General features: G+C 61.2%; 20 protein-coding genes. 14 read left to right on the forward strand and 6 right to left on the reverse strand.

Translation table 11 applies throughout. The features are described 5' to 3' along the window. Positions 1 to 35 precede the first annotated feature (35 nt). The 4 genes from JQ573_RS24365 (at position 36) to tenA (ending at position 4,350) form a co-directional block, all read left to right on the forward strand. On the forward strand, positions 36 to 1,256 hold the full coding sequence (locus tag JQ573_RS24365) for an ABC transporter substrate-binding protein (protein WP_212315940.1): 1,221 nt from the start codon (positions 36 to 38) through the stop codon (positions 1,254 to 1,256). Positions 1,257 to 1,450: 194 nt separating this feature from the next. Continuing rightward, positions 1,451 to 2,425, forward strand: a complete 975-nt coding sequence (locus JQ573_RS24370) for an NADPH:quinone oxidoreductase family protein (RefSeq protein ID WP_212315938.1) — start codon at positions 1,451 to 1,453, stop codon at positions 2,423 to 2,425. 373 nt (positions 2,426 to 2,798) lie between these two features. Then, a complete protein-coding gene (locus tag JQ573_RS40935; protein ID WP_212315937.1) occupies positions 2,799 to 3,140 on the forward strand; it encodes a HEPN/Toprim-associated domain-containing protein in 342 nt (113 codons plus the stop codon). A gap of 535 nt (positions 3,141 to 3,675) precedes the next feature. After that, positions 3,676 to 4,350, forward strand: a complete 675-nt coding sequence (gene tenA, locus JQ573_RS24380) for a thiaminase II (protein WP_212315935.1) — start codon at positions 3,676 to 3,678, stop codon at positions 4,348 to 4,350. Positions 4,351 to 5,005: 655 nt separating this feature from the next. On the opposite strand, the gene JQ573_RS24385 is transcribed toward tenA, so the two are convergent. Continuing rightward, the gene (locus tag JQ573_RS24385) at positions 5,006 to 5,428 is read right to left on the reverse strand and encodes an SseB family protein (protein ID WP_212315933.1); all 423 of its coding nucleotides are present in this window, start codon (positions 5,426 to 5,428) and stop codon (positions 5,006 to 5,008) included. 95 nt (positions 5,429 to 5,523) lie between these two features. Next, positions 5,524 to 7,398, reverse strand: a complete 1,875-nt coding sequence (locus JQ573_RS24390; protein WP_212315932.1) for a sigma-54-dependent Fis family transcriptional regulator — start codon at positions 7,396 to 7,398, stop codon at positions 5,524 to 5,526. 334 nt (positions 7,399 to 7,732) lie between these two features. On the opposite strand from JQ573_RS24390, the gene JQ573_RS24395 reads away from it, so the two are divergent. The 10 genes from JQ573_RS24395 (at position 7,733) to JQ573_RS24440 (ending at position 17,613) form a co-directional block, all read left to right on the forward strand. Further along, entirely contained in the window at positions 7,733 to 8,776 is a 1,044-nt protein-coding gene (locus JQ573_RS24395; RefSeq protein WP_212315931.1) for an NAD(P)-dependent alcohol dehydrogenase, read from the forward strand. 57 nt (positions 8,777 to 8,833) lie between these two features. Next, on the forward strand, positions 8,834 to 9,205 hold the full coding sequence (locus tag JQ573_RS24400) for a hypothetical protein (RefSeq protein WP_212315930.1): 372 nt from the start codon (positions 8,834 to 8,836) through the stop codon (positions 9,203 to 9,205). Further along, the gene (locus JQ573_RS24405) at positions 9,202 to 9,435 is read left to right on the forward strand and encodes a hypothetical protein (protein ID WP_249132235.1); all 234 of its coding nucleotides are present in this window, start codon (positions 9,202 to 9,204) and stop codon (positions 9,433 to 9,435) included. Before JQ573_RS24400 ends, JQ573_RS24405 begins: the two co-directional genes overlap by 4 nt. 151 nt (positions 9,436 to 9,586) lie before the next feature. After that, positions 9,587 to 11,257 carry an aromatic/alkene/methane monooxygenase hydroxylase/oxygenase subunit alpha gene (locus tag JQ573_RS24410; RefSeq protein ID WP_212315929.1) on the forward strand — a complete coding sequence of 557 codons (1,671 nt, stop codon included), beginning with the start codon at positions 9,587 to 9,589 and terminating at the stop codon, positions 11,255 to 11,257. Between the two features lie 104 nt (positions 11,258 to 11,361). After that, positions 11,362 to 12,402, forward strand: coding sequence for an NADH:ubiquinone reductase (Na(+)-transporting) subunit F (locus JQ573_RS24415; protein WP_212315928.1), 1,041 nt, complete (start codon positions 11,362 to 11,364; stop codon positions 12,400 to 12,402). 49 nt (positions 12,403 to 12,451) lie between these two features. Further along, positions 12,452 to 13,555: an aromatic/alkene monooxygenase hydroxylase subunit beta gene (locus JQ573_RS24420; RefSeq protein ID WP_212315927.1), complete on the forward strand. Its 1,104-nt coding sequence runs from the start codon at positions 12,452 to 12,454 to the stop codon at positions 13,553 to 13,555. 44 nt (positions 13,556 to 13,599) lie between these two features. Further along, positions 13,600 to 13,956: an MmoB/DmpM family protein gene (locus JQ573_RS24425; protein ID WP_029085595.1), complete on the forward strand. Its 357-nt coding sequence runs from the start codon at positions 13,600 to 13,602 to the stop codon at positions 13,954 to 13,956. 111 nt (positions 13,957 to 14,067) lie between these two features. After that, the gene (locus JQ573_RS24430) at positions 14,068 to 15,111 is read left to right on the forward strand and encodes an amidohydrolase family protein (protein WP_212315926.1); all 1,044 of its coding nucleotides are present in this window, start codon (positions 14,068 to 14,070) and stop codon (positions 15,109 to 15,111) included. A 5-nt stretch (positions 15,112 to 15,116) separates the two neighbouring features. Beyond that, positions 15,117 to 15,917: a metal-sulfur cluster assembly factor gene (locus tag JQ573_RS24435; protein ID WP_283815109.1), complete on the forward strand. Its 801-nt coding sequence runs from the start codon at positions 15,117 to 15,119 to the stop codon at positions 15,915 to 15,917. A gap of 67 nt (positions 15,918 to 15,984) precedes the next feature. Then, positions 15,985 to 17,613: a molecular chaperone GroEL gene (locus JQ573_RS24440; RefSeq protein WP_212315922.1), complete on the forward strand. Its 1,629-nt coding sequence runs from the start codon at positions 15,985 to 15,987 to the stop codon at positions 17,611 to 17,613. A gap of 96 nt (positions 17,614 to 17,709) precedes the next feature. On the opposite strand, the gene JQ573_RS24445 is transcribed toward JQ573_RS24440, so the two are convergent. The 4 genes from JQ573_RS24445 to JQ573_RS24460 form a co-directional block, all read right to left on the reverse strand. Then, positions 17,710 to 19,635 carry a sigma-54-dependent Fis family transcriptional regulator gene (locus tag JQ573_RS24445; protein ID WP_212315920.1) on the reverse strand — a complete coding sequence of 642 codons (1,926 nt, stop codon included), beginning with the start codon at positions 19,633 to 19,635 and terminating at the stop codon, positions 17,710 to 17,712. A gap of 837 nt (positions 19,636 to 20,472) precedes the next feature. After that, entirely contained in the window at positions 20,473 to 21,636 is a 1,164-nt protein-coding gene (locus tag JQ573_RS24450) for an alkene reductase (protein WP_312011611.1), read from the reverse strand. A gap of 6 nt (positions 21,637 to 21,642) precedes the next feature. Continuing rightward, positions 21,643 to 22,650, reverse strand: a complete 1,008-nt coding sequence (locus tag JQ573_RS24455) for an MBL fold metallo-hydrolase (RefSeq protein WP_212315918.1) — start codon at positions 22,648 to 22,650, stop codon at positions 21,643 to 21,645. A gap of 39 nt (positions 22,651 to 22,689) precedes the next feature. Further along, on the reverse strand, positions 22,690 to 23,625 hold the full coding sequence (locus JQ573_RS24460; RefSeq protein ID WP_312011612.1) for an alpha/beta hydrolase: 936 nt from the start codon (positions 23,623 to 23,625) through the stop codon (positions 22,690 to 22,692). Between the last annotated feature and the right edge of the window lie 272 nt (positions 23,626 to 23,897).

Below are 23,897 nucleotides of genomic sequence, written 5' to 3' on the forward strand. Positions count from 1 at the left end.
GCGAACGCCCCGCGATACTTGGGAGGAAAAGCACAATGGCTCGTTTCACGGCATCCATGATCTTTGCTCTGGTACTCGGCGCTGCGCTGACCGCGGCTGCGCGAGCTGAAAAAAAATACGATCCCGGCGCGAGCGACACGGAAATCAAGATCGGCCAGACCATCGCCTATAGCGGGGCGGCGTCGGCCTTTGGGCAGATCGCCAAAGTGCAAGCTGCCTATTTCAAGATGATCAATGACCAGGGCGGCATCAGGGGCCGCAAGATCAACTTCCTGTCCTATGACGACGGTTACAGTCCGCCCAAGACGGTGGAGCAGACGCGCAAGCTCGTGGAAGGCGACGAGGTACTGCTGACGTTCATGTCGGTAGGAACTCCGACGCAGGCCGCCGTCCAGAAGTACCTGAACGACAGGAAGATCCCGCAATTATTCGTCTCGGCAGGTGCAGCACGCTTCACGGATCCGAAGAACTTTCCGTGGACGATAGCCATCAACCCGAGCTACCGGTCGGAGGCTCATGTCTACGCGCAATACATCCTCACCAATTATCCGAACGCCAAGATCGCCGTGCTCTATCAGAACGACGATTTCGGCAAGGACTACGTCGTTGGGCTGAGGGATGCGCTGGGCGACAAGGCGGCCAGCATGATCGTGGCGGAAACATCCTACGAGACCAGCGATCCGACCGTGGATTCGCAGATCGTCAAGCTGAAGCACTCCGGCGCTGATCTGTTCTTTAATGTAGCCACGCCGAAGTTCGCCGCGCAGGCGATCAGGAAGATAGCCGAACTCGATTGGAAGCCCGTTCACCTCCTGAACATCAACGCGACGCCTGTCGGGCAGGTAATGCTTCCGGCCGGAGCGGAAAATTCCAAAGGGATCATTAGCGTCAATTACGGCAAGGATCCGCTCGACCCGCAATGGGCCGATGATGCCGGCATGAAGCGTTACAAGGCTTTCATGGAGAAACACGTTCCGGGCATCGATGCCAACAGTGGGTTGAGCACCTACGGCTATGGGACCGCCAAGCTCATGGTGGAGGTGCTGCAGAATTGCGGCGACGACCTGACCCGCGCCAACGTGATGAAGCAGGTGACCAGCCTCAACAACTACGTCAGCGATCTTGCGCTGCCGGGCATCTCGGTCTCGACCAGCCCGGACGATTACCGCATGAACAAGCAGTTTAAGCTGATGCGCTTCACCGGCGAGCGCTGGGAGTTGTTCGGCGAGATTCTTACTGACACGTTCACGAAGTGAGACGGCAGGGCCGGGTAGCGCTCATCGCGCAGCGACGATGCAATCAGGGCCTTTGCGTCGCTCCGGATTGCATCGCTCCGTGGACATCAAAGAACAGGCGTGCAACCCCTTATTCGAAACAGATTGTACCCGGAAGGCAAATCCCGCGTGAAATACTCCAGCTCTAACGGTGCCTCCGGAAACCAGGTGTGTCCATGAAAGCCATTCTGTGCTCGCAATATTGCCAACCCGACGATCTCGTACTGGCCGAAGTGCCCGCGCCCGTGGCCGGGCCCGGAGAAGCGGTGATCGCGGTTAAATCCGCGGCGTTGAATTTCTTCGACATCCTGATGATCCAGGGCAAGTACCAGATCAAACCATCGTTTCCGTTTTCACCGGCCGCCGAAGTTGCGGGCGTGATCGAAAGCGTCGGCTCCGGCGTCACCGACCTCAGGGTCGGCGATCGCGTGGTGGCATCGTGCGGCTACAACGGCGCGCGCGAAATGATCGCGCTGCCTGCTAGGTCGATCGTGCGAATTCCCGACAATCTGGATTTCGACCGCGCAGCGGGGATAACCGTTATCTACGGCACCGCGCTGCATGCGCTGGAAGATCGCGCCAGCCCGAAGCCGGGTGAGACGCTCGCCGTGCTCGGCGCCGCTGGCGGCACGGGCCTTGCCGCCTGCGAACTCGGCAAGCTACTCGGCCTGAACGTGATCGCCTGCGCATCGTCGGACGAGAAGCTCGCCTTCGCCAAACAGCACGGCGCGGAACTGACGCTGAACTACGCCAAGGAAGACCTGAAGGACGGCCTGAAGCGGCTGACCGACGGCAAGGGCGTCGACATTATTTTCGATCCGGTTGGCGGCAGCTATGCCGAGGCCGCGTTGCGCGCCATCGCATGGGAGGGCCGCTTCCTGGTGATCGGCTTTGCCGCTGGCGACATTCCGAAGATGCCGCTCAACCTGGCGCTGCTCAAGGGCTGCGACATCCGCGGCGTTTTCTGTGGCGCTTGGGCGCGGCTCAATCCACCGAAGTATCGCGCCAATCTGGAAAAGCTCGTAAACTGGGCCGCCGACGGCAAGATCTCGTCGCACGTCGACCGCACCTTCCCGCTGGCGCAAGCCGCCGGCGCTCTGAAAGTGCTCGCTGGCCGCGAGGCGATGGGCAAGGTGATCTTGCATCCGTGACGCAGGTGCTCTCGCGTATTGCCGCTATACCAGGCACTCGATCCGGTCAAATGTACGTCCTGCGAAGGTAATGGCAAGATCAGGGACAACGCCAGTCGAGGCGCCCTTCGAACCTGCATGTCCAGTGCCTGACTGAAGCTAGCATTGAGTCATCTGGTGGAAAGGGAGCCCGGTGCTCCTAACCCCTGCCGGGCCCCGTTTTTTTGCTAGGTGGCTGTGGGCTGCATGATAAGCGCTAAGCCGCTTTAGCCACCACTCGAACTACTGGGGGGAATAATGGGCAGAGCCGTTATCCCTCTATTGGTTCGGTCCGGTATGCTGCTTGCCATGTCGTTGGAAATTCCGCTGTTGATCGTGGCAGAGCTCGTTCCAGATGCCGCTCGCTGGTTGCCGATCGGCCGATCGGACTTCAATCAGCTGGCGATATTGGTTTGACAGCGACCTTCGTTTATGGAGCATTTTGGTTCGGGGCGCACGCAACTCGGTAGTGCCAACTCTGCAAAGTTCAAGCTGGCAGCGAGTCGGTTCGGTTGCGCTGTCGGCGAGTGCTGATTCACGCGGCCGTAGCTTCGTGAACATGTTGCATCCATACGCCGTACTGCGAGTATTGGCGGCGTGTAAGAACAATCTGGACGCTGACGTCGAATGTCAATATGGGCCCTTGATGGGAGCCGGCTGGGCCTCGGAGCGTCCTCAATTGATGCGCTCGCGGTGATCGAAGGCCGCCCAACGCGCTCACCGTCAACCGCTGTCCGTCTGACGAGTCGCGGGATTGACGCGCGAACCTATCCACGAACGAAATGAGCACGTATCTGGCGCGGTTTCTGGTGCGGTCGTCGCGCTACGGGCGACGAGAACGAGGTAAGCTATTGATCACGTTGGTGGGCCCGGCAGGGCTCGAACCTGCAACCAGACCGTTATGAGCGGCCGGACAATGGCCGCCGCCGTTGATTTTCTTGCGCTTTTCGTAGAATTCGACCACATTCGCCGCGCTTCGTGCGGGTTGTTTCTGGTGCGAAACTGGTGCGGCTCGTCTGCAATCGAAATTTGGACTTAGGGCATAGCGTTCTGTTGGTGATAACGTGAGAACGCAAGTCAGTCCCGGCGACCGACGGCAAGCGAATTCCGTGCGCCCGTGCGCCATCGCTGCCGGCTGATCGCCGTGGCCTGTCAAGGTCAGCGTCCCGGTTCGCGCGCTACGGTAGCGAGCAAAAGAGGTTCATGGGAAAGCAAGCCAGGCGAAATAGATCGTGAGTTTCTTCGAGCGTCTAAAGACAGAAGCATCCGCTGAGTGGCGGGCCTACACCGAGCATCCCTTCACGAACGGATTGGCAGACGGCTCGCTCGCCGAAGCGGCGTTTCGTCACTACCTCGCGCAGGATTACCTGTTCCTCATCGAGTTTGCGCGCGCCTACGCGCTCTCGGTCTACAAGTCGCCCAAGCTTGCAGACATGCGTGAAGCAGCGGCCGGCCTCTCGGCCATCCTTGATGTTGAGATGAACCTTCATGTGAAGCTCTGCGCCGGTTGGGGTCTATCTCCGAGCGACCTTGAACAAACCCCTCCGGCGGTCGAGATGCTGGCCTACACACGCTACGTGCTCGACGCTGGAATGCGCGGCGATCTGCTGGCACTCAAGGTAGCGCTTGCCCCCTGCGTGATCGGGTACGCGGAGATCGCCACGCGGCTCGCCTCGCGACCCGATGCGGACGCTGCGACGAACCGCTATCGCGTTTGGATCACCGAGTACGCCGGCGCGCCATACCAGGAGGTCGCGGCGAAAGCGCGAGCGCACTTGGAGCATCTCGCCGATTTCTACGCCACACCGGCCCGCGAGGCAGAACTGATTGCGATCTTCAAGGAAGCCACCCGACTCGAGGCAGATTTCTGGGAGATGGGCTGGCGCGCGGGTCAGCGTGTCGAATAGCCGTTCGGCAATCGTCAGGCTCATAACCTGAAGGTCATAGGTTCAAATCCTATCCGGGATTTGAACCTATTCGAGCACCATTTTGTGTGGCGAGGAATCGCGCGCGAACGGCGGCTCTTGACGGGCTATCAGGAGGCTAGCTCGGGAGTTATTAGGCTGCCCGCCAATAAAAAAACAGGGATTCCAAAATATTGGGTTTAGCGACGTAGCGCTCCCCCACTACCACCTTCCCCCGACGCCTTATCACTGGGGGATTGGCGGTAGCGCCCTCCCGCCCACCAATCCTGCGATTTCATACGCAAAGCTACGACTTTCCGCGATCTGGTGCGCGTGATGTAGCGCCGAGGCGGCCCAGGAGCGAAGACGGCCGGTTCACCGGCAATATCATCCCAACAAAGTACGTTTTTCGGGAGCCCACAGACCGGACTTGCCTGAAGACGACATTCCTCGCCGTGAAACTTGGAGCTGGAGAAATATCGATATGTGGCCCACGGGCGCAGACTCGATCCCATCTGGTGCTTGGCCGCTTAGAACGCGTCCTGCGAACGGGTCCATCGAGCGCCTTGCGGTCCGAGCTGAGTGCGACAGCGGCGAGTTCGACGTGGCCTGCTGTGCTGGCTGGTCGTGCCGATACGTTGTTGCACAAGTACCGCGCCTATCGCGCGGACTTCATCGGCATGCCAAAGATCTTGCCACTCATGAGGAGAGCGATTTCGGTGGCGGGCAGCGGCTTCTGACATTCGGATAACGGATTGAGCCAGATATTAGAGTCAGGCAACATTTCGAACAGATTGCGCGCAGCGGCGCCAAGGCACACCTCAGGCTCCTTGATGTAGTCGTAGATGCGCTTCTTTGAGGTGAAGGCGGGGTGCCATCTCATGTTCTGGAAATCGACCGTTGCGACGTTGATTTCCTCCTGAAACTTGAGCGAGCGACGGCGTCCAGGTTTCATCGGCGCTTCCGGCGTCAGAATGTAAATCTCCGTCTCGAGCAACGCGCGATAGAATGCGGGAACGATGCTGGCGTCCCTTGCGGCGGCCTGCATGAGGGCCTCGAGACTGTTTTCCGGTTCGAACATGGCAATGCTCCCAATTGGACCCGGCGAGGGGCTGGACTTCAGTGCCTCCAGCTTCAGCCGGATCGAGTCGCCGCGGCTCCTTGGCCGCGATCGTGCTAGTCCTTGTTGCCGCGCAGGGCGCGATAGATCGTATTGCGCGACACGCCGAGGCGGCGCGCGGTCTTGCTGATGTTGTTGCCGGTCTCGGTGTACGCGGTCAGCACGTGCGAGCGCTGAATCTCGTGCAGATTGGCCTTGAGGCCACCCGCCGCCTTGCCGGTCAGGCGCTCGCCGCCGGAATGTGCAAGGACGGACTCGACCGATGTCTCGCAGATCAGATCTCCCGGCTCGGCCAGTGACAATCGGGAAAGCACGTTGCGCAGTTCGCGGATGTTTCCATCCCAATCGAGTTCGGCCAAACGATCGATCGCCCCTTCGGTCAAATCCATCAAGGGATCGATCTTGTGGATCAAATGCCGCACGATCTCGGCGAAATCGGAACGCTCGCGCAAAGGCGGCAACGTCACCTCCAGCGTGTTGAGGCGAAACAGCAAATCCGATCGGAATCGGCCCCTCGCTATCGAGTCGTCGAGATTGGCATTGGTGGCAGACACCAGGAGAACGTCGACCTGACGTTTGGTGCCACCGACCGGCCGGACAGTCCAATCATCTAGAAAGCGCAGCAGCACGGCCTGCAACGTCACCGGCATGTCGCCGATCTCGTCGAGGAAGAGCGTTCCGCCGTCCGCTTCCTTGAACAGTCCCGCAGCCCCGCCCTTTTTGGCTCCCGTGAAAGCGCCTTCGGCATAGCCGAACAACTCGGCCTCGATCAGGCTGTCGGGGAGCGCTGCGCAATTCACCGGGACGAAAGCGCCGGCCCGTCCACTGGCGGCATGAGCATGGCGGGCGAGTTGCTCCTTGCCGGTGCCGGTTTCGCCGCGGATGAGGATCGGCATCTTCCGGACGGCCGCAATGCCGACCTGCTGGACCACGGAGGCGATCGCGGGATCCGCCGACACGAATTGCGCGGCGACGCCCTTGGGTTCCGGAGGCCGGGGCCGCGAGACCGCCTGGATCATCGAGAACTGGCGCGCATTCTCGATGGTTGCGACGAACTGGCTGCCGACCTCATCTTGCAGGCGCTGGCGTTCTTTGTGCCGCCCTTCATCGACAAAGGCGCTGAACTTGGTGCGAAACACATCGGCGAAGCGGCGCCCCGGTGAGGCGGGCAGGCCATGCAGCAGGACGCTCGCGGCGCGGTTCGCCGCAAGGATACGGCCCTCATTGTCGACGGCGAGCAGGCCGGCGCTCAGGGTGTGGAGGTATTCGCCGCGGTTGTGGAAGGCGATCAGGATGTTGCCGCGGTGATACTCGCGGAACAGGCCGTTCTCGATCTGGGTTGCCGCCATTGCCACCAGCGCCTGTGTGTGAGCCTGGCGCGACATGCAATCCGATGACGCATCCAAGATTCCCGCCAGTTCTCCGTCGGGCGCGAAGATCGGGGACGCGATGCAAGTGAGATTGCTGTAGCGCGGGAAGAAGTGCTCGCGTCCGTGAACGACGATGGCCCGCTTGAGATAAGCCGCCGTGCCGAGGCCATTGGTGCCGCAACTGGCTTCGTTCCACACCGTGCCGGGCCGGATACTCGCGGCGTCGGAGGTGTCACTGAAGCTCGAGTCCGAGATGATGTCGAGCAGCAGGCCGTCGGCGTTCGCAAACGCGATCATGAAATTCGAGCCGGCGATCTGCTGATGCAACGTGTGCATCTCCGCGAGCGCCAGGCCGCGGATCAGTGAGCAGCGCTGCTGTTCCTGGCGCAGCACGGCGCTGCTCACGAGTTCGGGCGATGGCGGACGCAAGGTGTCGAGGCCAAGCGAAATGCAGCGCATCCAGCTATCGTAGATGTCCGCGGACAGAAGTTCGGCCGGCAGCGCGCCGCGCTGCTCGAGCGTCATCCAGGCACTGTCGATGCGTCGGCCGGATGTCAACATTCTGGCTCCTCCCAGAGTCGCGGCTTGGCGATTTCCTCTTGGTCGCGTCGCTCGGCTCGTGCTGTTCGCGCGACGCAGTTTTCACAATCATAGATCAAGCAGTCGAAAATCCAAATTTACTCCCCGTCGTTGTCGCGCTCATCGAACTGTTCCGACTCGGAACAGTTGCGCGCAAAGCCTGCTCCGAGGCGGATCGGCGCGCGCATGCCGGCGAACGCAAGAACGATAGGAAGATCAGGCCTTTGTGGGCTTGGCACAGCCCTTGCTGACTTATTCAGCGGGATCGCGATCGCGTCCGATCGGCAGAACAAAAAAAATTGGGGAGGCCTTTTCAATGAAAGCGGCGGTGCTGCATGAGTTCGACGAGAAGCTGACGGCAAAGGAGTTCGTCAGGTTCGAGGACGTGACCGACCCGAAGATCTCGCGTCCGATGGACGTGATCGTGCGCATCGGCGGCGCCGGCGTCTGTCGCACCGACCTGCATATTGTCGAAGGCATTTGGCGCAGCAAGGTCGACGTCAAGCTGCCTTACATCATGGGTCACGAGAATGCCGGCTGGGTCGAGGCGATCGGGCCGGGTGTCGAAGGGGTCAAGGTCGGAGACAGCGTGATCTGCCATCCGCTGGTGACCAGCGGGCATTGTCTGGCATGCCGCCGCGGCGACGACATGCACGCGCTGGATAGTTCGTTTCCCGGCATCAACGCCAATGGCGGCTATGCGCAATATCTGCTGACTGGCCAGCGCTCGCTGATCAAGTTGCCGAAATCGCTCGCACCGAAGGACGTCGCTCCCTACACCGACGCCGGCCTCACGGCCTATCGTGCCGCCAAGAAGGCATCCCGCCATCTGCTGCCGGGTGAATATGTCGCGGTGATCGGCGCCGGCGGGCTGGGCCATATCGGCATCCAGGTTCTGGCAGCGCTCTGCGCGGCAGAGATCATCGTGATCGATCGCGCTGCAGACTCGCTCGAGCTCGCCAAGAAGTGTGGCGCGCATCATCTCGTGAAGGCTGACGGCAATGAAGTTGAAGCCGTGCTGGCGCTGACCGGCGGGCGGGGCGCGGAGGCTGTAATCGATTTTGTCGGCGAGGGTGACGCTATCGCCAAGGGCCTGTCGATGACGGCGAACGCCGGCTACTACTACATCGTCGGGTATGGCGGGAAGATCGATATCCCGACCATCGACATGATCACGTCGGAAAAGACGATCGTCGGCAATCTGGTCGGCACCTATGCCGAACTGGTCGAGCTGATGGCGCTCGCGGACCGCGGCCTCGTCGAACTCCACACCAGGGAATACCGGCTCAGCCAGGCCAACGAGGCGCTTCATGATCTGCATCACGGGCGCATTCATGGCCGTGCGGTGCTGATCCCCTAGGGCATGTGCCGCGAGATGCAAAGCTTCAGTCCGGATCGTCGAGCGAGAGTGGCGCGAGTGACAGACGACAGCCCGCCAAGGCCACAGATCACCGCCGGGGATGCGGCCGAACTGCGGCGCGCCCGCGACCGGATGATCGCCCGGGACAAGGTGATCGACGAGATGGTCGACAACAACGAGCGGCAGATCACCAACGAGCATGCCCGCGGTGGCGCCGAAATCGAGCTCGCCTGTGCCGTGCGTGGCGCGGCGCGTGCCGAAGCCGGGCCAGAGGCGCATGCGGAGTTGGAGCGGGCGATCGCACGCCTGGAGCTGCTCCGGGAGGAGGATCGGCGCCTGGTGGCCGAGCGTGAGTGGCTCAACACGTCACTGCGCGAGATCGACGACGGCCCGTCACCCGGCGAACACGAACGTTCTGGGCACGCATGACGAACGAGGCGACCATGATTGCATCAGAGGGGCAGAAGCAAATGCCGTCTCCGCAACCGGGCATGAGCGAGGAGGACAGGTCGAAAGACGCCTTCTTCATCCAGCTGGCCGAGATCGCGGAAGCCATGATCGCCGCGCACGGCAAGGATTTCGCCACGGGCGCACTGGTTCTCTCGGCGAAATTCGTCGCCGAAGGAAAACCTCTCATCAAACGGGCCAGCGGAGGGTGACGAGGAACGACGAAGTCAACAGATCGATCAATCCATTGACGGACTCAAAGTGAGTTTTACAGCCGAGAATTTCAACAGAACGAACCAGGGGTTTTGACCTCTGATCAAAACGAGAATGCCGGAAGCAACGCAACGTTCAAAGGAGCTGGAAATGACCGCAAGTCTGACACTGAACAAGATAACCGCGCAGAAAGGGATCAGCATCGCTGAAGCGGCCAACCGCGTCGCGGATCTTGGCTGGACGCCAAGCTACGTGCAGGAGGCGATGACGTTCCCGACCGACTACAAGATCTCGAAGACGCCGCGTGACCCGATGAAGCAGGTGCTGCGGTCCTATTTCCCGATGCAGGAGGAAAAGGACAACCGGGTCTACGGCGCGCTGGATGCCGCATTGCGCGGCGACATGTTCCGCAATGTCGAGCCGCGCTGGGTCGAGTGGATGAAGCTGTTCCTGGCGATCATCCCGTTCCCGGAGATTTCGGCGGCGCGTTCGATGGCGATGGTCGGGCGGCTCGCGCCCGGCGAGGAACTGCGCACCGGCTTCACCATGCAGATGGTCGACGAGTTCCGTCACTCGACGATCCAGATGAACCTCAAGAAGTGGTACATGGAGAACTATATCGATCCCGCCGGATTCGATATCACCGAAGCCGCGTTCGGCAAGTGCTATGCGACCACGATCGGCCGCCAGTTCGCCGAAGGCTTCCTGACCGGTGACGCGATCACCGCCGCCAACGTCTACCTGACCGTGGTCGCGGAAACCGCCTTCACGAACACCCTGTTCGTGGCGATGCCCTCAGAAGCCGCCCGCAACGGCGACTATGCGCTGCCGACCGTGTTCCTGTCGGTTCAGTCGGACGAATCCCGCCACATCGGCAACGGCCACTCGATGCTGATGGCAATGATCAACGATCCGTCGAACCACCAATTGCTGGAACGTGACCTGAAATACGCCTTCTGGCAGAACCACGCGATCGTCGACGCCGCGATCGGCACCTTCATCGAATACGGCACGACCAACCGCGACAAGAACAAGGAGTCCTACGCGGAGCTCTGGCATCGATGGATCTACGAGGACTACTACCGGACCTACATGCTGCCGCTCGAGAAGTACGGCATCAAGATCCATCACGACGACGTCGCGGCCGCCTGGGACCGGATCGTCAAGAAGAACTACGTCCACAAGACCGCGCAGTTCTTCACGGTCGGCTGGTCGGTGAACTTCTGGCGCATCGAGGCCCAGACCGAGCGGGACTTCGAGTGGTTCGAGCATAAATATCCGGGCTGGTACGCCGAATTCGGCGACTTCTGGAAGTGGCACGCAAAGCTCAGTGTGCCCGGCGAAACCAACATCCTCTTCAACAGCGAAGTGGGCTACACGTACCCGCATCGATGCTGGAGCTGCATGGTTCCGTGCCTGATCCGTGAAGACTTCGTCTGCGACGAAGTCGACGGCAAGATCTACACCTACTGCTCGGAAGGCTGCCGTTGGACCCACAAGGTGGCGTTCGCCGCCGAATACGAGGGGCGGGCGACGCCGGCGATGGGCCGCTTCAGCGGTCGCCGCGAATGGGAAGACTGCTACCACGGCTGGGATGTCGCCGATGCGATCAAGGATCTCGGTTTTGTCCGGCCTGACGGCAAGACCATGATCGCACAGCCGCATCTGCGCTTCGACGCCAAGGACATGTGGACGCTCGATCACGTGCGCGGCCACACGCTCGGTAGTCCGTTGCGCGGGTTCCGGGCGCTCTCGCCTGCCGAACGTGAGGTCGCGACGGCCGAGTATCGCAAGGGCTTCAAGATCAACCCCTGCCACTAAGCGTGACGATGGGAGGGGCCGCGCTTCGCGGTCCCTCCTGCCGGCGGCCGGCGAAGGCTCGTCCGGCTGTTCTGTTCAATTGCCGTGACGACAAGGCGGGGACGATGACGGACGTGCTGGTTCATAAGGTTCGTTTCGAGCCGGTGGGCATCGAGATGGAAGTGGAAGAGGGCGAGACGGTGCTCGACGCGGCGTTTCGCCAAGGCATCTCGCTGATGCATGGCTGCAAGGAGGGCCAGTGTGGGAGCTGCAAGTCCAGGCTGGTCGACGGCGACATCGAACTGCTGAAATATTCGACCTTCGCCTTGCCGGACTACGAAAGCGAGACCGGCCACGTGCTGCTGTGCAGGACGCATGTCTACAGCGACATCAGCGTCGAGCTGCTCAATTATGACGAGGATCTGCTCAGCCGTTCAATCGCGGTGAAGGCGTTTGCCGGCCGCGTGACTGATGTGACGGCGCTGACGTCCGACATCAGGCTGCTGGAGATCTACATCGACAGACCGATGAAGTTCTGGGCCGGCCAGTATGTCGATCTGACGCTGGAGGATGGCGGCATCACGCGCGCATTCTCGATGGCGAACCCGCCGTCTGAAGCGACCCGTCTCCGCTTCATCATCAAGAAATACCCGAACGGGGCGTTCTCGGCCCAGCTCGACGGGAAGCTCGGCGTCGGGGATGCGGTGACCGCCAAGGGGCCTTACGGCACCTGCTTCCGGCGCGAGGAGCGGCCGGGGCCGATGCTGCTGATCGGAGGCGGTTCGGGCATGTCGCCGCTGTGGTCGATCCTGGCCGATCACATCGGCAGCGGCGAGCAGCGGCCGGTGCGGTTCTTTTATGGTGCGCGCACCCGTGCCGACCTGTTCTATCTCGAAGAGCTCGCGGCGATCGCCGCGCGGCTCGACGATTTCAAATTCGTGCCGGCGCTGTCGCATGCCGAGGTGGGCGATGGCTGGGACGGCGAGACCGGGCTGATCCACGAGGTCGTGCAGCGGCATCTGGGCCAGGAGAAATTGAGCGGTGCCATCGACGCGTATGCGTGCGGGCCGACGCCGATGATCGACGCCGTGTTGCCCGTCCTGCAAATGAACGGGGTCGAGCCCGAACAGATCTACTTCGACAAGTTTACGCCGGCCGTGCGATGACGGCGTTCAAAAGTTCGTCGCAGAACAGAATGGCAAGAGGGAGTGAGCAATGAGCGCGCAAGCAAGTAGAGCAGCAGCAACCAAGCCGGCAGCAATCGTCAAATCCGGGGCGGCGGGGGCCGCAGTGTTCCCCGGCTCTGACAGTCGCAAGTACAACTACTTCGAACCCAAGGGCCGCAAAGCGACCCACTACGAGGACATGACGGTCGACGTTCAACCGGATCCGGAGCGCTATCTGCTGCAGGACTGGATCATCTCCTTCCCGGACGGAACGCCGACCTATTCCAAGGATTGGACGGCTGCGAAAAGTTCGAACTGGCACAAGTTCCGTGCCGTCGACCAGGAATGGGAGCGCACGCACTATCAACGCCAGTCGACGATTTGCGGCATGGTGCAGAACACCATCGAGAACGGCCGGAAATCGGGCGCGCCAACCCGCTTCGATCCGGCCTGGGTGAAGATTTTGCAGAACCATCTCGGCGCCTACAAGCATGCCGAGTTCGGTCTCGGCACCTCCACGATGCAGGCGCAGCGTTACGGTTACACGCAGATGGTCAACAATGCGATCCTGACCAACTCGTCCTACAAGCTTCGCTTCGCGCAGGACATCACTCTCTATCTGAGCGAAATCGGCCTCGACCTTCCAGGCTTCGACATTGCCGCCGGCAAGAAGCACTGGCTGGAAGATCCGATCTGGCAAGGCGTGCGCAAGTCGGTTGAGTCGGTGATGGGTTCAAACGACTATCTGGAGCAATATTTTGCGACCAATGTGGTGTTCGAGTCGCTTATCGGAGAACTGTTCCGTTCAGGCTTCCTGATGCAGGCGGCATCTGCGCAGAACGACTTCATCACTCCGGCTGTCGTCTCCGCCGCGGAAGCCGACTATGAGCGCAATCTCGCCAACACGGTCGAGCTGTTCCACATCCTCGGCACCGATCCGACCTATGCGGCGCAGAACCTTGCGTTGTTCAACAAATGGTTGGCCAGGCATGCCGATCTCGCGCTCGATGCCGCCAATCATCTGCAGCCGATCTGGTCTCAGCCGCGTGTCAAGGTCGCGGCTTTCGCCGATGCGCTGGCGCACGCGAAGAATCGCATCAGGGGCATTGCTGCCGAGCTTGGCCTGACGGTTCCGGCAAACCTCGCGTCGTAACCAACACCGCTTCACATCCTCACTCAATTCTTCAGGAGATCGACATGCTGCACGAGAATGACAACATCTTCAAATCGATGAAAGACATCACGTTCGAGGACACGGTGTCGCATCAATGCGGGGTCACCATGAACGATAGTGTCGAGGCGCGTGCCATTGCCGAGGTCATGAGCCGTCACGACCACATCAAGGTGACATACATGCCGGCAATGATTCGTATCGATGGAGACGGCAAGATGGAATTCAAGATGGACGAGATCTCGGAAGAGCTCGGCCGGGTCATGACCCCACATCTCTTCGAGATCTCGACCTCGACGCATTACGGCCGCATGGTGATGACGGATGACAACACCGTCATGCTGTTCGGCGACATGAACGAGATGATGAAATACATCGTCTGATGACCGCCTGCGAACAAACCCTGGCCGGCGCGAAGCCGGCCGGGCTCGTTCGACGACATTAATCGCGCGCCTCGTAACAACACGCCATCCAGCGGGATCGGGAGAAACGCCATGTACAGGACAGCCAAGGGTGAAGAGATTTTTGTCATCGATGGGCATACGCATTTCTGGGATGGTAGTCCGGCAAACCAGAAGAACATCCACGGCAAGCAGTTCATCGACTGTTTCTACGCCTACCACTCCAACCTGAGCCCGCCCTCGGAGAAATGGGAGAAGGAGAAGTTCGAGAAATACGATGCCAAGACGATGTTCGACGACCTGTTCGTCATCGGCTATGACGACATGGCGATCCTGCAGCCGACCTATCTCACCGATTTCTACAAGAGCGGTTTCAACACCACTGAACGAAATTCGGCGATGAAGAAGAGCCATCCGGATCGCTTCATCCTGAATGGCGCGTTCGATCCGCGTGACGGCACCAAGGGGCTGGAAGCTCTTCATGCGCTGTCCGAGAAGCACAAACTCAAGGGCGTCAAGCTCTACACCGCGGAATGGCGCGGTGAATCGAAGGGCTACAAGCTGACCGACAAGGCGTCCTACCAGTATCTCGAGGCTGCGCAAAAGCTCGGCATCAAGAACATCCACGTCCACAAGGGGCCGACGATCATCCCGCTCAACCGCGATGCGTTCGACGTGGCCGACATCGATGATGTCGCGACCTCGTTCCAGGACCTGAATTTCATCGTCGAGCATTGCGGCTTGCCGAGGCTTGACGATTTCTGCTGGATCGCGACCCAGGAGACCAACGTCTATGCGGGTCTTGCGGTGGCGCTGCCCTTCATCCATTCGCGGCCGGGTTATTTCGCCCATGTGATTTCCGAACTGCTGTTCTGGGTTGGACCGGATAAGATCCTTTACGGTAGCGATTACGGCATCTGGACGCCGAAATGGCTGATCGACAAGTTCATGGCATTTGAGATTCCGGCCGACGTCACCAAGGAGACCGGTTCGGTGTTGTCGATGGAGGCCAAGACCAAGATTCTCGGCCTCAACGCCGCCCGCATCTACGGCATCGATGTGGAGGCGCAGAAGAAGAAGATCCGAGCCGGCGGCGGTTATGCCCATTTGCCCGAAGCCGTTCACGCGCCGAGGTGATGGTCATGGAGCGTGGCGTTGAGGGGAGGGAGCGACCGAGAAGCCGCTCGTCAGATGACAAGCAGTCCCAGATATGGGCCTGTTTGCAAGGTGTGATGGATCCGGAACTCGACGAGTCCGTCACCGAGTTGAATTTCGTGACCAAGGCCGACGTCGATCCGAAGGACCACGTCCACATCGAGTTTCGCTTGCCGACCTATTGGTGCGCTGCCAATTTCTCATTCCTGATGGCAGACGACATGCGCCGGGCCGTCAGCGCGTTGGACTGGGTCAAGGGCGTCAGCGTGGTCTTGGGTGAGCACATGTATGCCGACAAGATCAATGCGGGCCTCGCCCAGGGGCGTTCGTTCCAGGAAACGTTTGGCACCGAGGCCGATGGCAGCCTCGATGATCTGCGTCAGACATTCCTGGTCAAAGCGTTCCAGCGCCGCCAGGTTGCGCTGCTCGGCCACCTCGCTGCGCTGGGGCAGTCGCCGACAGAGATCGTGAGCCTGACGTTGAAGGAGCTGGGTTGCCTGCCGCTCGACGATGCAGGTGAGAAGCTGATTCAGCGCTATCTTGGGCGGCGTGCGGTCGTGGGCCCGGCAAGCGGCGATGGGCCTGCCTTTGTCGATGCGAACGGAGCACGGCTAAGCGCGGACAGCCTTGCCGGATACGTATCGAATCTACGGCGCGTCGGCATCAATGCCGAATTCAACGGCGCGCTGTGCCGTGGCCTGCTTGCCGCGCGGTTCGACCTCGAGACACCGTTCGTACCGAAACCGAGGGCGATGCCGGCGTCGCCGGGTACGCAACATGGGCCGTGATGCCGGTGCGCAGCGTCGATAACCAGGCCAGACCAGACGACCTCAAGGCAAAGTCGGGGATTTTAGAATGCCGAAGATCATGTTGCACGATGAAGCTGCGCGGGCCGCGCTCGGCCGGGGCGTCGCCAAGCTCGCCAAGGCGGTGCGCGGGACGCTGGGTCCGAAGGGCATGAACGCGATCATGGATCGACCGATCGGCACGCCGATCGTGTCGCGCGATGGCGTCAGCATTGCCAGCGAAATCGAACTTGAATGCCCGTTTGAGAATATGGGCGCGCAGGTGTTACGCGAGGTTTCAGCGCGAACCAATGAGGTGGCGGGGGACGGCACCACCACGGCCACCGTGCTCGCCGATGTTCTTGTGCAGGAAGGCCTGAAATGTCTGGCGGCCGGCGCCAATCCGGTCGATCTGGTTGAAGGGCTGGAACTGGCGGTTACTGAAACCATCACGGCGTTACGACGGTCGGCGAGACCGCTGCAGGGGCCTGCCGGCCTGCGGGCTGTTGCGAGCATTGCCGCCAACGACACAGCCCTCGGCGACATGGTAGGCGAAGCTTTCGAGCGCGCCGGCAATCACGGAATCGTCGCGGTGGAATTCGGCAACACGGTCGAGACGACGCTGGAAATCGTCGAAGGCATGGCCTTCGATCGAGGCTATCTTTCACATCACATGGTCACCGATGTCGAGAAAATGCAGGTTGTGCTAGACAATCCCTTCATCATCATGACCGATCTCAAGATCCAGGCCGGGGAGCAACTCGCTGGTGTGATCTCGCTCGTCGAGAAGAGCGCGCGACCTTTGCTGATCATCGCCGAGGAAGTGGCGCCATCGGTCATCATGCAATTGCTGGCGCATCGGGAGAAATCCAATTTCAAGGTCGCCGCGATTCACCCGCCGGAGTTCGGCCATTGGCGCAAGGCGATGCTCGAGGATATTGCGATCGCGACCGGAGGGCGCGTCATCTCGGCTGATCTGGGCGGAAGGCTCGAGAAGGCGGAACTGCACGACCTCGGGTCCGCGCGCCAGGTACGCATTTCCGCCTCGAAGACCCTGATCACAGCGGGAGGTGGCGATCAGAAGACCATCGCGGCGCGACGCGAACAGGTGTTGCGCCAATACGATGCCGCTCCCGAAAATATCGAACGGGACAAGTTCCAGGAGCGCATCGCAAAACTGTCCGGCGGCACGGCGATGATTCTCGCCGGCGGCGCGACGCCGGTCGAGCAAAAGCGTCGGACCCAGTTGATCGAGGATGCCATCAACGCGACCCGCGCTGCGCTCGAAGAAGGTATTGTGCCGGGCGGCGGAGTGGCCTTGCTGAGGATCGCTGCAAGGCTCGACGAATTGATCAATCGCCTGGACGGAGGCGCCAGGCAGGGCGCCGAACTGCTGCAACGCGCACTCAGCCGGCCGCTTTTCTACATCGCGGCCAATGCCGGCCTGAACGGAGAGGCGGAGGTTGCGAAAATTGCCAAGGCCGGGAATGGCCACGGGCTCGACGTGCGCAATGGCTCGGCGGTCGATCTTGTCGAAGCTGGCATCATCGATCCGGTCAAGGTTTGCTACAGCGCGGTTCGCAATGCGGCATCGGTGGCCGGACTTATCCTGACGACGCAGACCTTGATCGCCAAGAAGCCGGATGATTACGATCCGACCGCGGGCCCGGCCCGAGGTGGTGGTGCTGAGCTGCTCTGAACGGAGCGGATCATCGGTTCGAAGCGACCGGCGCTCCGTCGATAGCCGGGCATGCTGCGATACTCGCAACATCCAGCGATTCGAGGCGCTATCGCATCACTCGGGCTTCTTCTGCCCGAGAGCGCGATAAATGGTGTTTCTTGAGACGCCGAGACGGCGCGCGGTTTCGCTGACGTTTCCGGCGGTCTCGGCATAAACCACCAGGATTCGCGCGCGATGGATGTCGTGAAGTGATCCGGACTCCGTTCCGGCGGGGTGAACGATGTTCTCCACGCTGGCTCCGTTGATGGATCCGTCCGCGGCGGCAAGGCTGAATCGCGCCAGAACGTTGCGGAGCTCGCGGACGTTGCCGGGCCAGGGACGTGCGGCGAGATGCGCAATGTCGGTCGGCGTGATTTCGCAATTCGGGTCGATCGTATTGAGCAGATGGCGAACGATGGCATCAAAGTCGGTTCGATCCCGAAGTCGCGGCAGAGTGACCTCGAGCGTATTGAGACGATAGAGCAGGTCAGATCGGAACCGACCTTCGACGATGGCCTTGTCCAACCTGGCGTTGGTGGCGGAGACGAGAAAGACATCGACCTTCGATCTGACGCCGCCGACGGGGCGCACGGTCCAGTCGTCGAGCAGGCGCAGAAGCACCGCCTGCAGCGCGACAGGCATGTCGCCGATCTCGTCAAGGAACAGCGTGCCGCCGTCGGCCTCCTTGACCAGTCCAATCGAGCCGCCGCGCTGCGCCCCAGTGAATGCTCCTTCGGCATAGCCAAACAGCTCGCTCTCGATCAGGCTTTCCGGCAGGGCGGCGCAATTCACAGGAACGAACGCGCCGGTTCGACCACTCGCGATATGGGCATGGCGGGCAAGCTGTTCCTTGCCGGTTCCGGTCTCGCCGCGGATGAGGATGGGCATCTTGCGTGCTGCCGCGGTCTCGACTTGACGGACGATGGCTCGGACCGCCGGGTCGCGCGCAACGAAGCTGGCGGCCATGCTCTGAAGAGACCATGGTTCCGGCTTTGAATCCTTTCGGGCGGATGATGAACTCGCGGTCTCGCCGCCTTCGGATTCGGACCTCGATTTCCGGGCGTCGGGATGCGTGATCAACTGGCGTCGGCGCGTATGCAGCACCACGATTGCGCCGATACCGGAGCGTTCGTTCTCGACGAAGTTGAAGCTCGCGTTGGGAAGCAGCTTCTTCAGCCTGCTCGGCCACTCGTCGAAGGGAACCGTCTTCAAAAAGCGGGTTGGCGCGTCGTTGTGAATGCCGTGGCGATCGTGCTGGAGTGCGTTCAGAGCACGCTCGGTGGCGTGGAGGATCATGCCACGACGATCCAGCACGATGCATTCATCGTTCGCCCATTGCGATCTCTTGCCGAGAAAGCGGCATAGCAACTCTTCGTGTTCCTGTCGGACTGATTGAGCCAGAACGCTTTCCACGTGATGGCCGACCGCGACGGCCAAAGCCAGGCTCTGCGGATTGAAGGTGCTCGCAGGACCCGAGATGTCGACCACGCCAAGCAGTTCGCCATCGGTCGGGTCATGAACCGGGACGGCAGCGCAAGTCCACCGCTGCACCTCCGAGCAGAAATGCTCCGTACCGTGAATCTGGACAGGTTTCGATTCAGCTAACGCGGCGCCAATCGCGTTGGTGCCAATGTCGGCCTCGCTCCAGCGACCTCCGTGTTCGAGATGGACTGCGCGGCCGGCGTCAATGACCCTGTCGTCGCCCTGCGTATCGATGATCAGCCCACTCGGATCGGTGAGGATCATGATTGAGTTTGCATCGCGTAGAAATGTTTTTGAATTTTCGAGAGCGCAGCGGGCGGCATGACGGAGCGGCGCGTATTTGGAGCGACGACGAAACAACTCGGCGTCCGCGACGAGCGGCGCTCGCGCACGGTCGACGGTGACGCGATGGTTCCTGGATCGCTGCCACGACGCTGCGACCGATGATCTCAAGTCGGATGATAACGCTCCGCGCTCGACGAACTTCTCCCATGCCGCCAGCACTTCTCGTTGGTCCATCCCGGCTCCTCCGAAGTGAAAGGTGCTGTACCCGCTCATGACGGGCCCTGCGATCATTCACCTGAATGCGGGGGAATGCCTGCTGCAACTGCCGGTTCGCTCACGAAAGTCCGACGGCAAGACCCGTCCAGGCCGCGGTAACGGCCGTCTGATCGGATTCCATCCCGCCGCACCCGCCGTGAAGACGACCGCGCCTTCCGATCAAGCAACCCCTCCAGCGTCCCACGTCCCCAACGTCCCAGGCTTTTCTCTCGTACCCGTTGACCAGATCAGCCTATCCTTTTTGAATGGTTCTAGCAAAGGTAGCGATCGAAGTTCCTTCGGGCCGCGGCTGGATATGTTCGAAAATTGGGGCTAAGCGCGCTGTAGTGCGGCGCAGCATCAGGGAATTGGACGGCGCTCGCTAATATCTTCGGCCATCCACACCAGCCGCAGCTATGGACATCCGGGCTGCATCCGATCAAGCGCGGAGGCGATTCCGGGTATCCAACCCGGAGACAACGGCGGCGGCCAGAATGCCATCGAAAGTGACATGCGTTCAGGATCAGGGTTACGTCAGTCAAAAGTGGTGACGTCAGTCAAATCGCTACCTCGACCGAATGTCGGTATCGGTGGTTGCATGCCCCCGGTTTGAACCCACCGCTCGACAAGTTTCTGAGTTTAGGCGGACGACCGGAAGAAATATCGCAGATTTGCGTCGTGTGGGGAAAGGCAGTAGCGGTCTTCCGCTACCAAGGCTGCGAATTTGTCCGCCAGCCTTACGATTTTCTGTGATTTCGAGCGCTCGGCGTTGGCGGCGGGACTTAGCGCATTGGTCCGACCGCCACCCGGAAATTCCTATTCTCCTCGACCAATTTGCTCGTCAATGAACGGTAGGCTCGGATAATCGAGATACCCCGCATCCGACCCGCCATAGATTCCGACCGGCTGTGGCGAGTTGTAGGGACCACCAGCTCGTATCCGCGCCGGGAGGTCCGGATTGGCGAGAAAGAGGCGGCCGAACGCGACTGCGTCAGCCTCGCCGGAATTGACGATGTCGGCTGCACGCTCGGGCGTGATGCCGGCATTAACGATGAGAGGCCCACGATAGTGCTCGCGGAATATCGCCAGCATTCGCTCGTAGTCCGGCGCTCCAGTCCACGCGTTGGTGTCCGCAAGGTGCAGATAGGCGAGCCCCGCGGTCTGTAGCCACGGCGCGAGCCGACCATAGGTGTCTTCCGGCTTCGGGTCCCGCGTGCTGTTGTAATCGGCAAAGGGCGACAGCCGCAATCCTATCCGTGATCGCGGCATGACGTCGGAAATCGCCGCAACAATTTCGAGAAGCAATCTGGAGCGCGCTTCGATGCTTCCGCCGTACTGATCGGTCCGCAGATTGATCGTCGGTGACAGAAACTGGTGAACCAGATAGCCGTTGGCGCCGTGAATCTCCACACCGTCAAACCCGGCGCGAATGGCGTTGGCCGCCGCCCGTCGAAATTCGTCCACGACGGCCTCAATCTCCGCCGTGGTCATCGCACGCGACGACGTGGCCGCGACGCGCACATAGGCGCCATTGGCGAGCAGCGCCCATACCTGCAGCCGTTCCAGATCGTTATTCACGCCCGATGGTGACAGCGGCTGCCTGTTGGACAGCAAACCGCGCGCGCTCGCGCGGCCGGCATGCCAGAGCTGCGCGATAATCCGGCCCCCTTGCTTGTGGATCCGCTCGACGACCGCCTTCCAGCCCTCGGTCTGCGCGTCGGTCCACAGGCCGGGCGTTCGATCAAAGGCGTTGGACATCGGCCCAACGTTGATGCCCTCGCTGATAATCAGGCCGGCGCCGGCGCGCGCCGCGTAATATTCGCCGGCGGAGCCATTGATGACGCCATGCTCGTCGGCGCGCGAGCGCGTCATCGGCGCCATGACGATCCTGTTCGGGAGACTGAGGTCGCCGAGCGCTGCGGGACGAAAGAGACCTGCCATGTTGTTCACCTTCGGTTGGGCTGTTCGCAAGATTGGCATCGGCAGCTAGCGCCGCAGGACCGTCGTGTAATTCGCCGCGATCCATTCAAATCGACTGCCCGTGGCGCGGACGTGTCCCAGGCCCGGGAAGGCAATGTGGGCGGCGGCGATCCACGTGTCGGTTCGCGCAGCATCCGAGAACGCTGCCACGCGTTCGGCCTCGGCCGCGAGCGGATCGCTGTCATAGGTCACGGTCACGGCGGGATCGGGAAACTGGATCGGTGCGACGTGGACAAGGTCTCCCCACACCAGCAGCCGATGCGGTCCGCTCGTGATCTCGTAGGAGGTGTGGCCCGGCGTATGGCCGAACGTCGGGAGCGCGCGAATCCCGGATGACAGCTCTGCGCCCTGCTGGAACGGCCGCAAGCGGCCAGAGTCCAGATAGGGCTTCAACGAGGCGCGATCGCCTTCAAACATGGGCTTGAGGAAGGCTGGTGCCTCGTCCTCGCTCTTCGGATCGAGCCAGTAGTCGAGGTCATTCTGGCTGACCCTGACGATGGCGTTTGGGAACGCTATCCTGCCATGCGGGGCTATACCTCCGACGTGATCGGCATGGAGGTGGGTGAGATAGACCTCGTCGATCTGCTCGGGCCGGTAGCCGGCAGCGATCAGGTTTTCGATGAGATGGCCGCAGCAGTCTCCGTACAGGCTGCCCGCGCCGCTGTCGATCAGCACGAGCTTGCTCCTGGTGTTGATCAGGAAAGCGTTGATCGAACCTTCCACGGGGGCTGCAAGCCGCTCCGCAGCGAGACGGGATTCGGCTTCGCCGGGACGGACATCCGAAAGCCTGATCGCCTTGCGGCTCCCATCGGCCGCCGCCTCGTTCCGGGTCATCACCTCATGAACGGGAAAGGGGTGGGTGCCATCGAGGAGCGCCGTGATCTCGAACTCACCGAGCATGATCCGGTAGAAGCCGGGCGCTTGCGTGTGTTGCAGCGGAGCGGCCGCTTCGCAATTCGGTCCAAGCAGGAGGCAAGCGATTGCGCTCGCGATGAACGTGCGGGCCGGGGTCATGATCCTCTCCATTGTCGTGCGCGATCAGCCGGCCGTCGTCTAACCATCGAGAAAATCGAGCAGCAATCTGGTCACCGTTTCGGGCTGCTCCTCATGCGGAAGGTGGCCGCAGCGCTGGATCGGCGCCACCCGCAGGTTCTCGGCCATCTCGCTCCAGACCGCTTGCATGTCGAACAGCTTTCCGACGGCACCGAAGTCCTCTCCCCAGATCGAGAGCACCGGACAGGCGATCTTGCTGTCGGCATCTGCAAGGTCCTGTGCGATGTCCTCCGGGCCGGCCCGGTAGTCGGACAGGGCTCCGCGGACGCCGCCATCGGCGGCAAAGGCCTTCACATAGGCGGCGATTGCTTCATCGGAGATGCTCTGGGGATCATGACACCAGTCGGAGAAGAAGTGACGCAGCCAGATCTCTTCGCGGCCCGCCAGCAGGGCCTCGGGTAGATCGGCCACCTGATGAAACAGGAAGAACCAGTACTGCCGCGCGATCTGCGCATTCATCTCGCGCGCGACAATCCGCGTCGGCACGTTGTCCATCACGACGAGCCTGTCGACCAGCGCGGGATGGTCCTTCACCAGGCGCGTAGCAACCCGCGCGCCGCGATCATGCCCAACCAGTGCGAATCGGCCGATGCCAAGAGCCTCTGCCAGTTTGACGATGTCATTGGCCATCGTCCTCTTGTCGTAGCCGCTCGAAGGCTTGTCGGTGTCACCGTAGCCGCGCAGGTCTGGCGCTATCACGCGATATCGCCGCGCAAGCTCAGGAATCTGGAAGCGCCAGGCGTAGCTCGTCTCGGGAAAGCCATGGAGCAGGATGACCGGTGGACCGGAGCCCGCGTGGCGATAGTGCTGACGAATGCCGTTGGCCCTGATTGTGTCGTGTCCGACGTCGTCCATTGCGATCTGATCCCCTGAACCGCCGCGGGCGGCCTCGATCTTGTTCCGATGTTGATCCAAAACAAGTCCGGCTGATTGCACATCCTGGCGCGCGGTTGTACGATTGCGTCCAGGTTGAGAGTGAGGATGCTGCCGGTTGTGGCTCCCAAGTCCGTCTGGCCCGCCACGTGATCGGGCGAAAATCCAAGACATTTCGACCGGTATCCGCCTCAATAAGTGGTCAGACAGCTGCGATTGCCGATGGCGGGAGCAGGGACGACGAATTGCGTTCGTGTGTGATTTGGATCGTCAAATCGAGGATTACATATCGGCTATGAAGGATTCTTTTTATTACTATTCAGCAAGGCAACGGT

It is taken from the genome of Bradyrhizobium sp. AUGA SZCCT0105 (genome assembly GCF_018129565.1).
Taxonomy (GTDB): domain Bacteria; phylum Pseudomonadota; class Alphaproteobacteria; order Rhizobiales; family Xanthobacteraceae; genus Bradyrhizobium.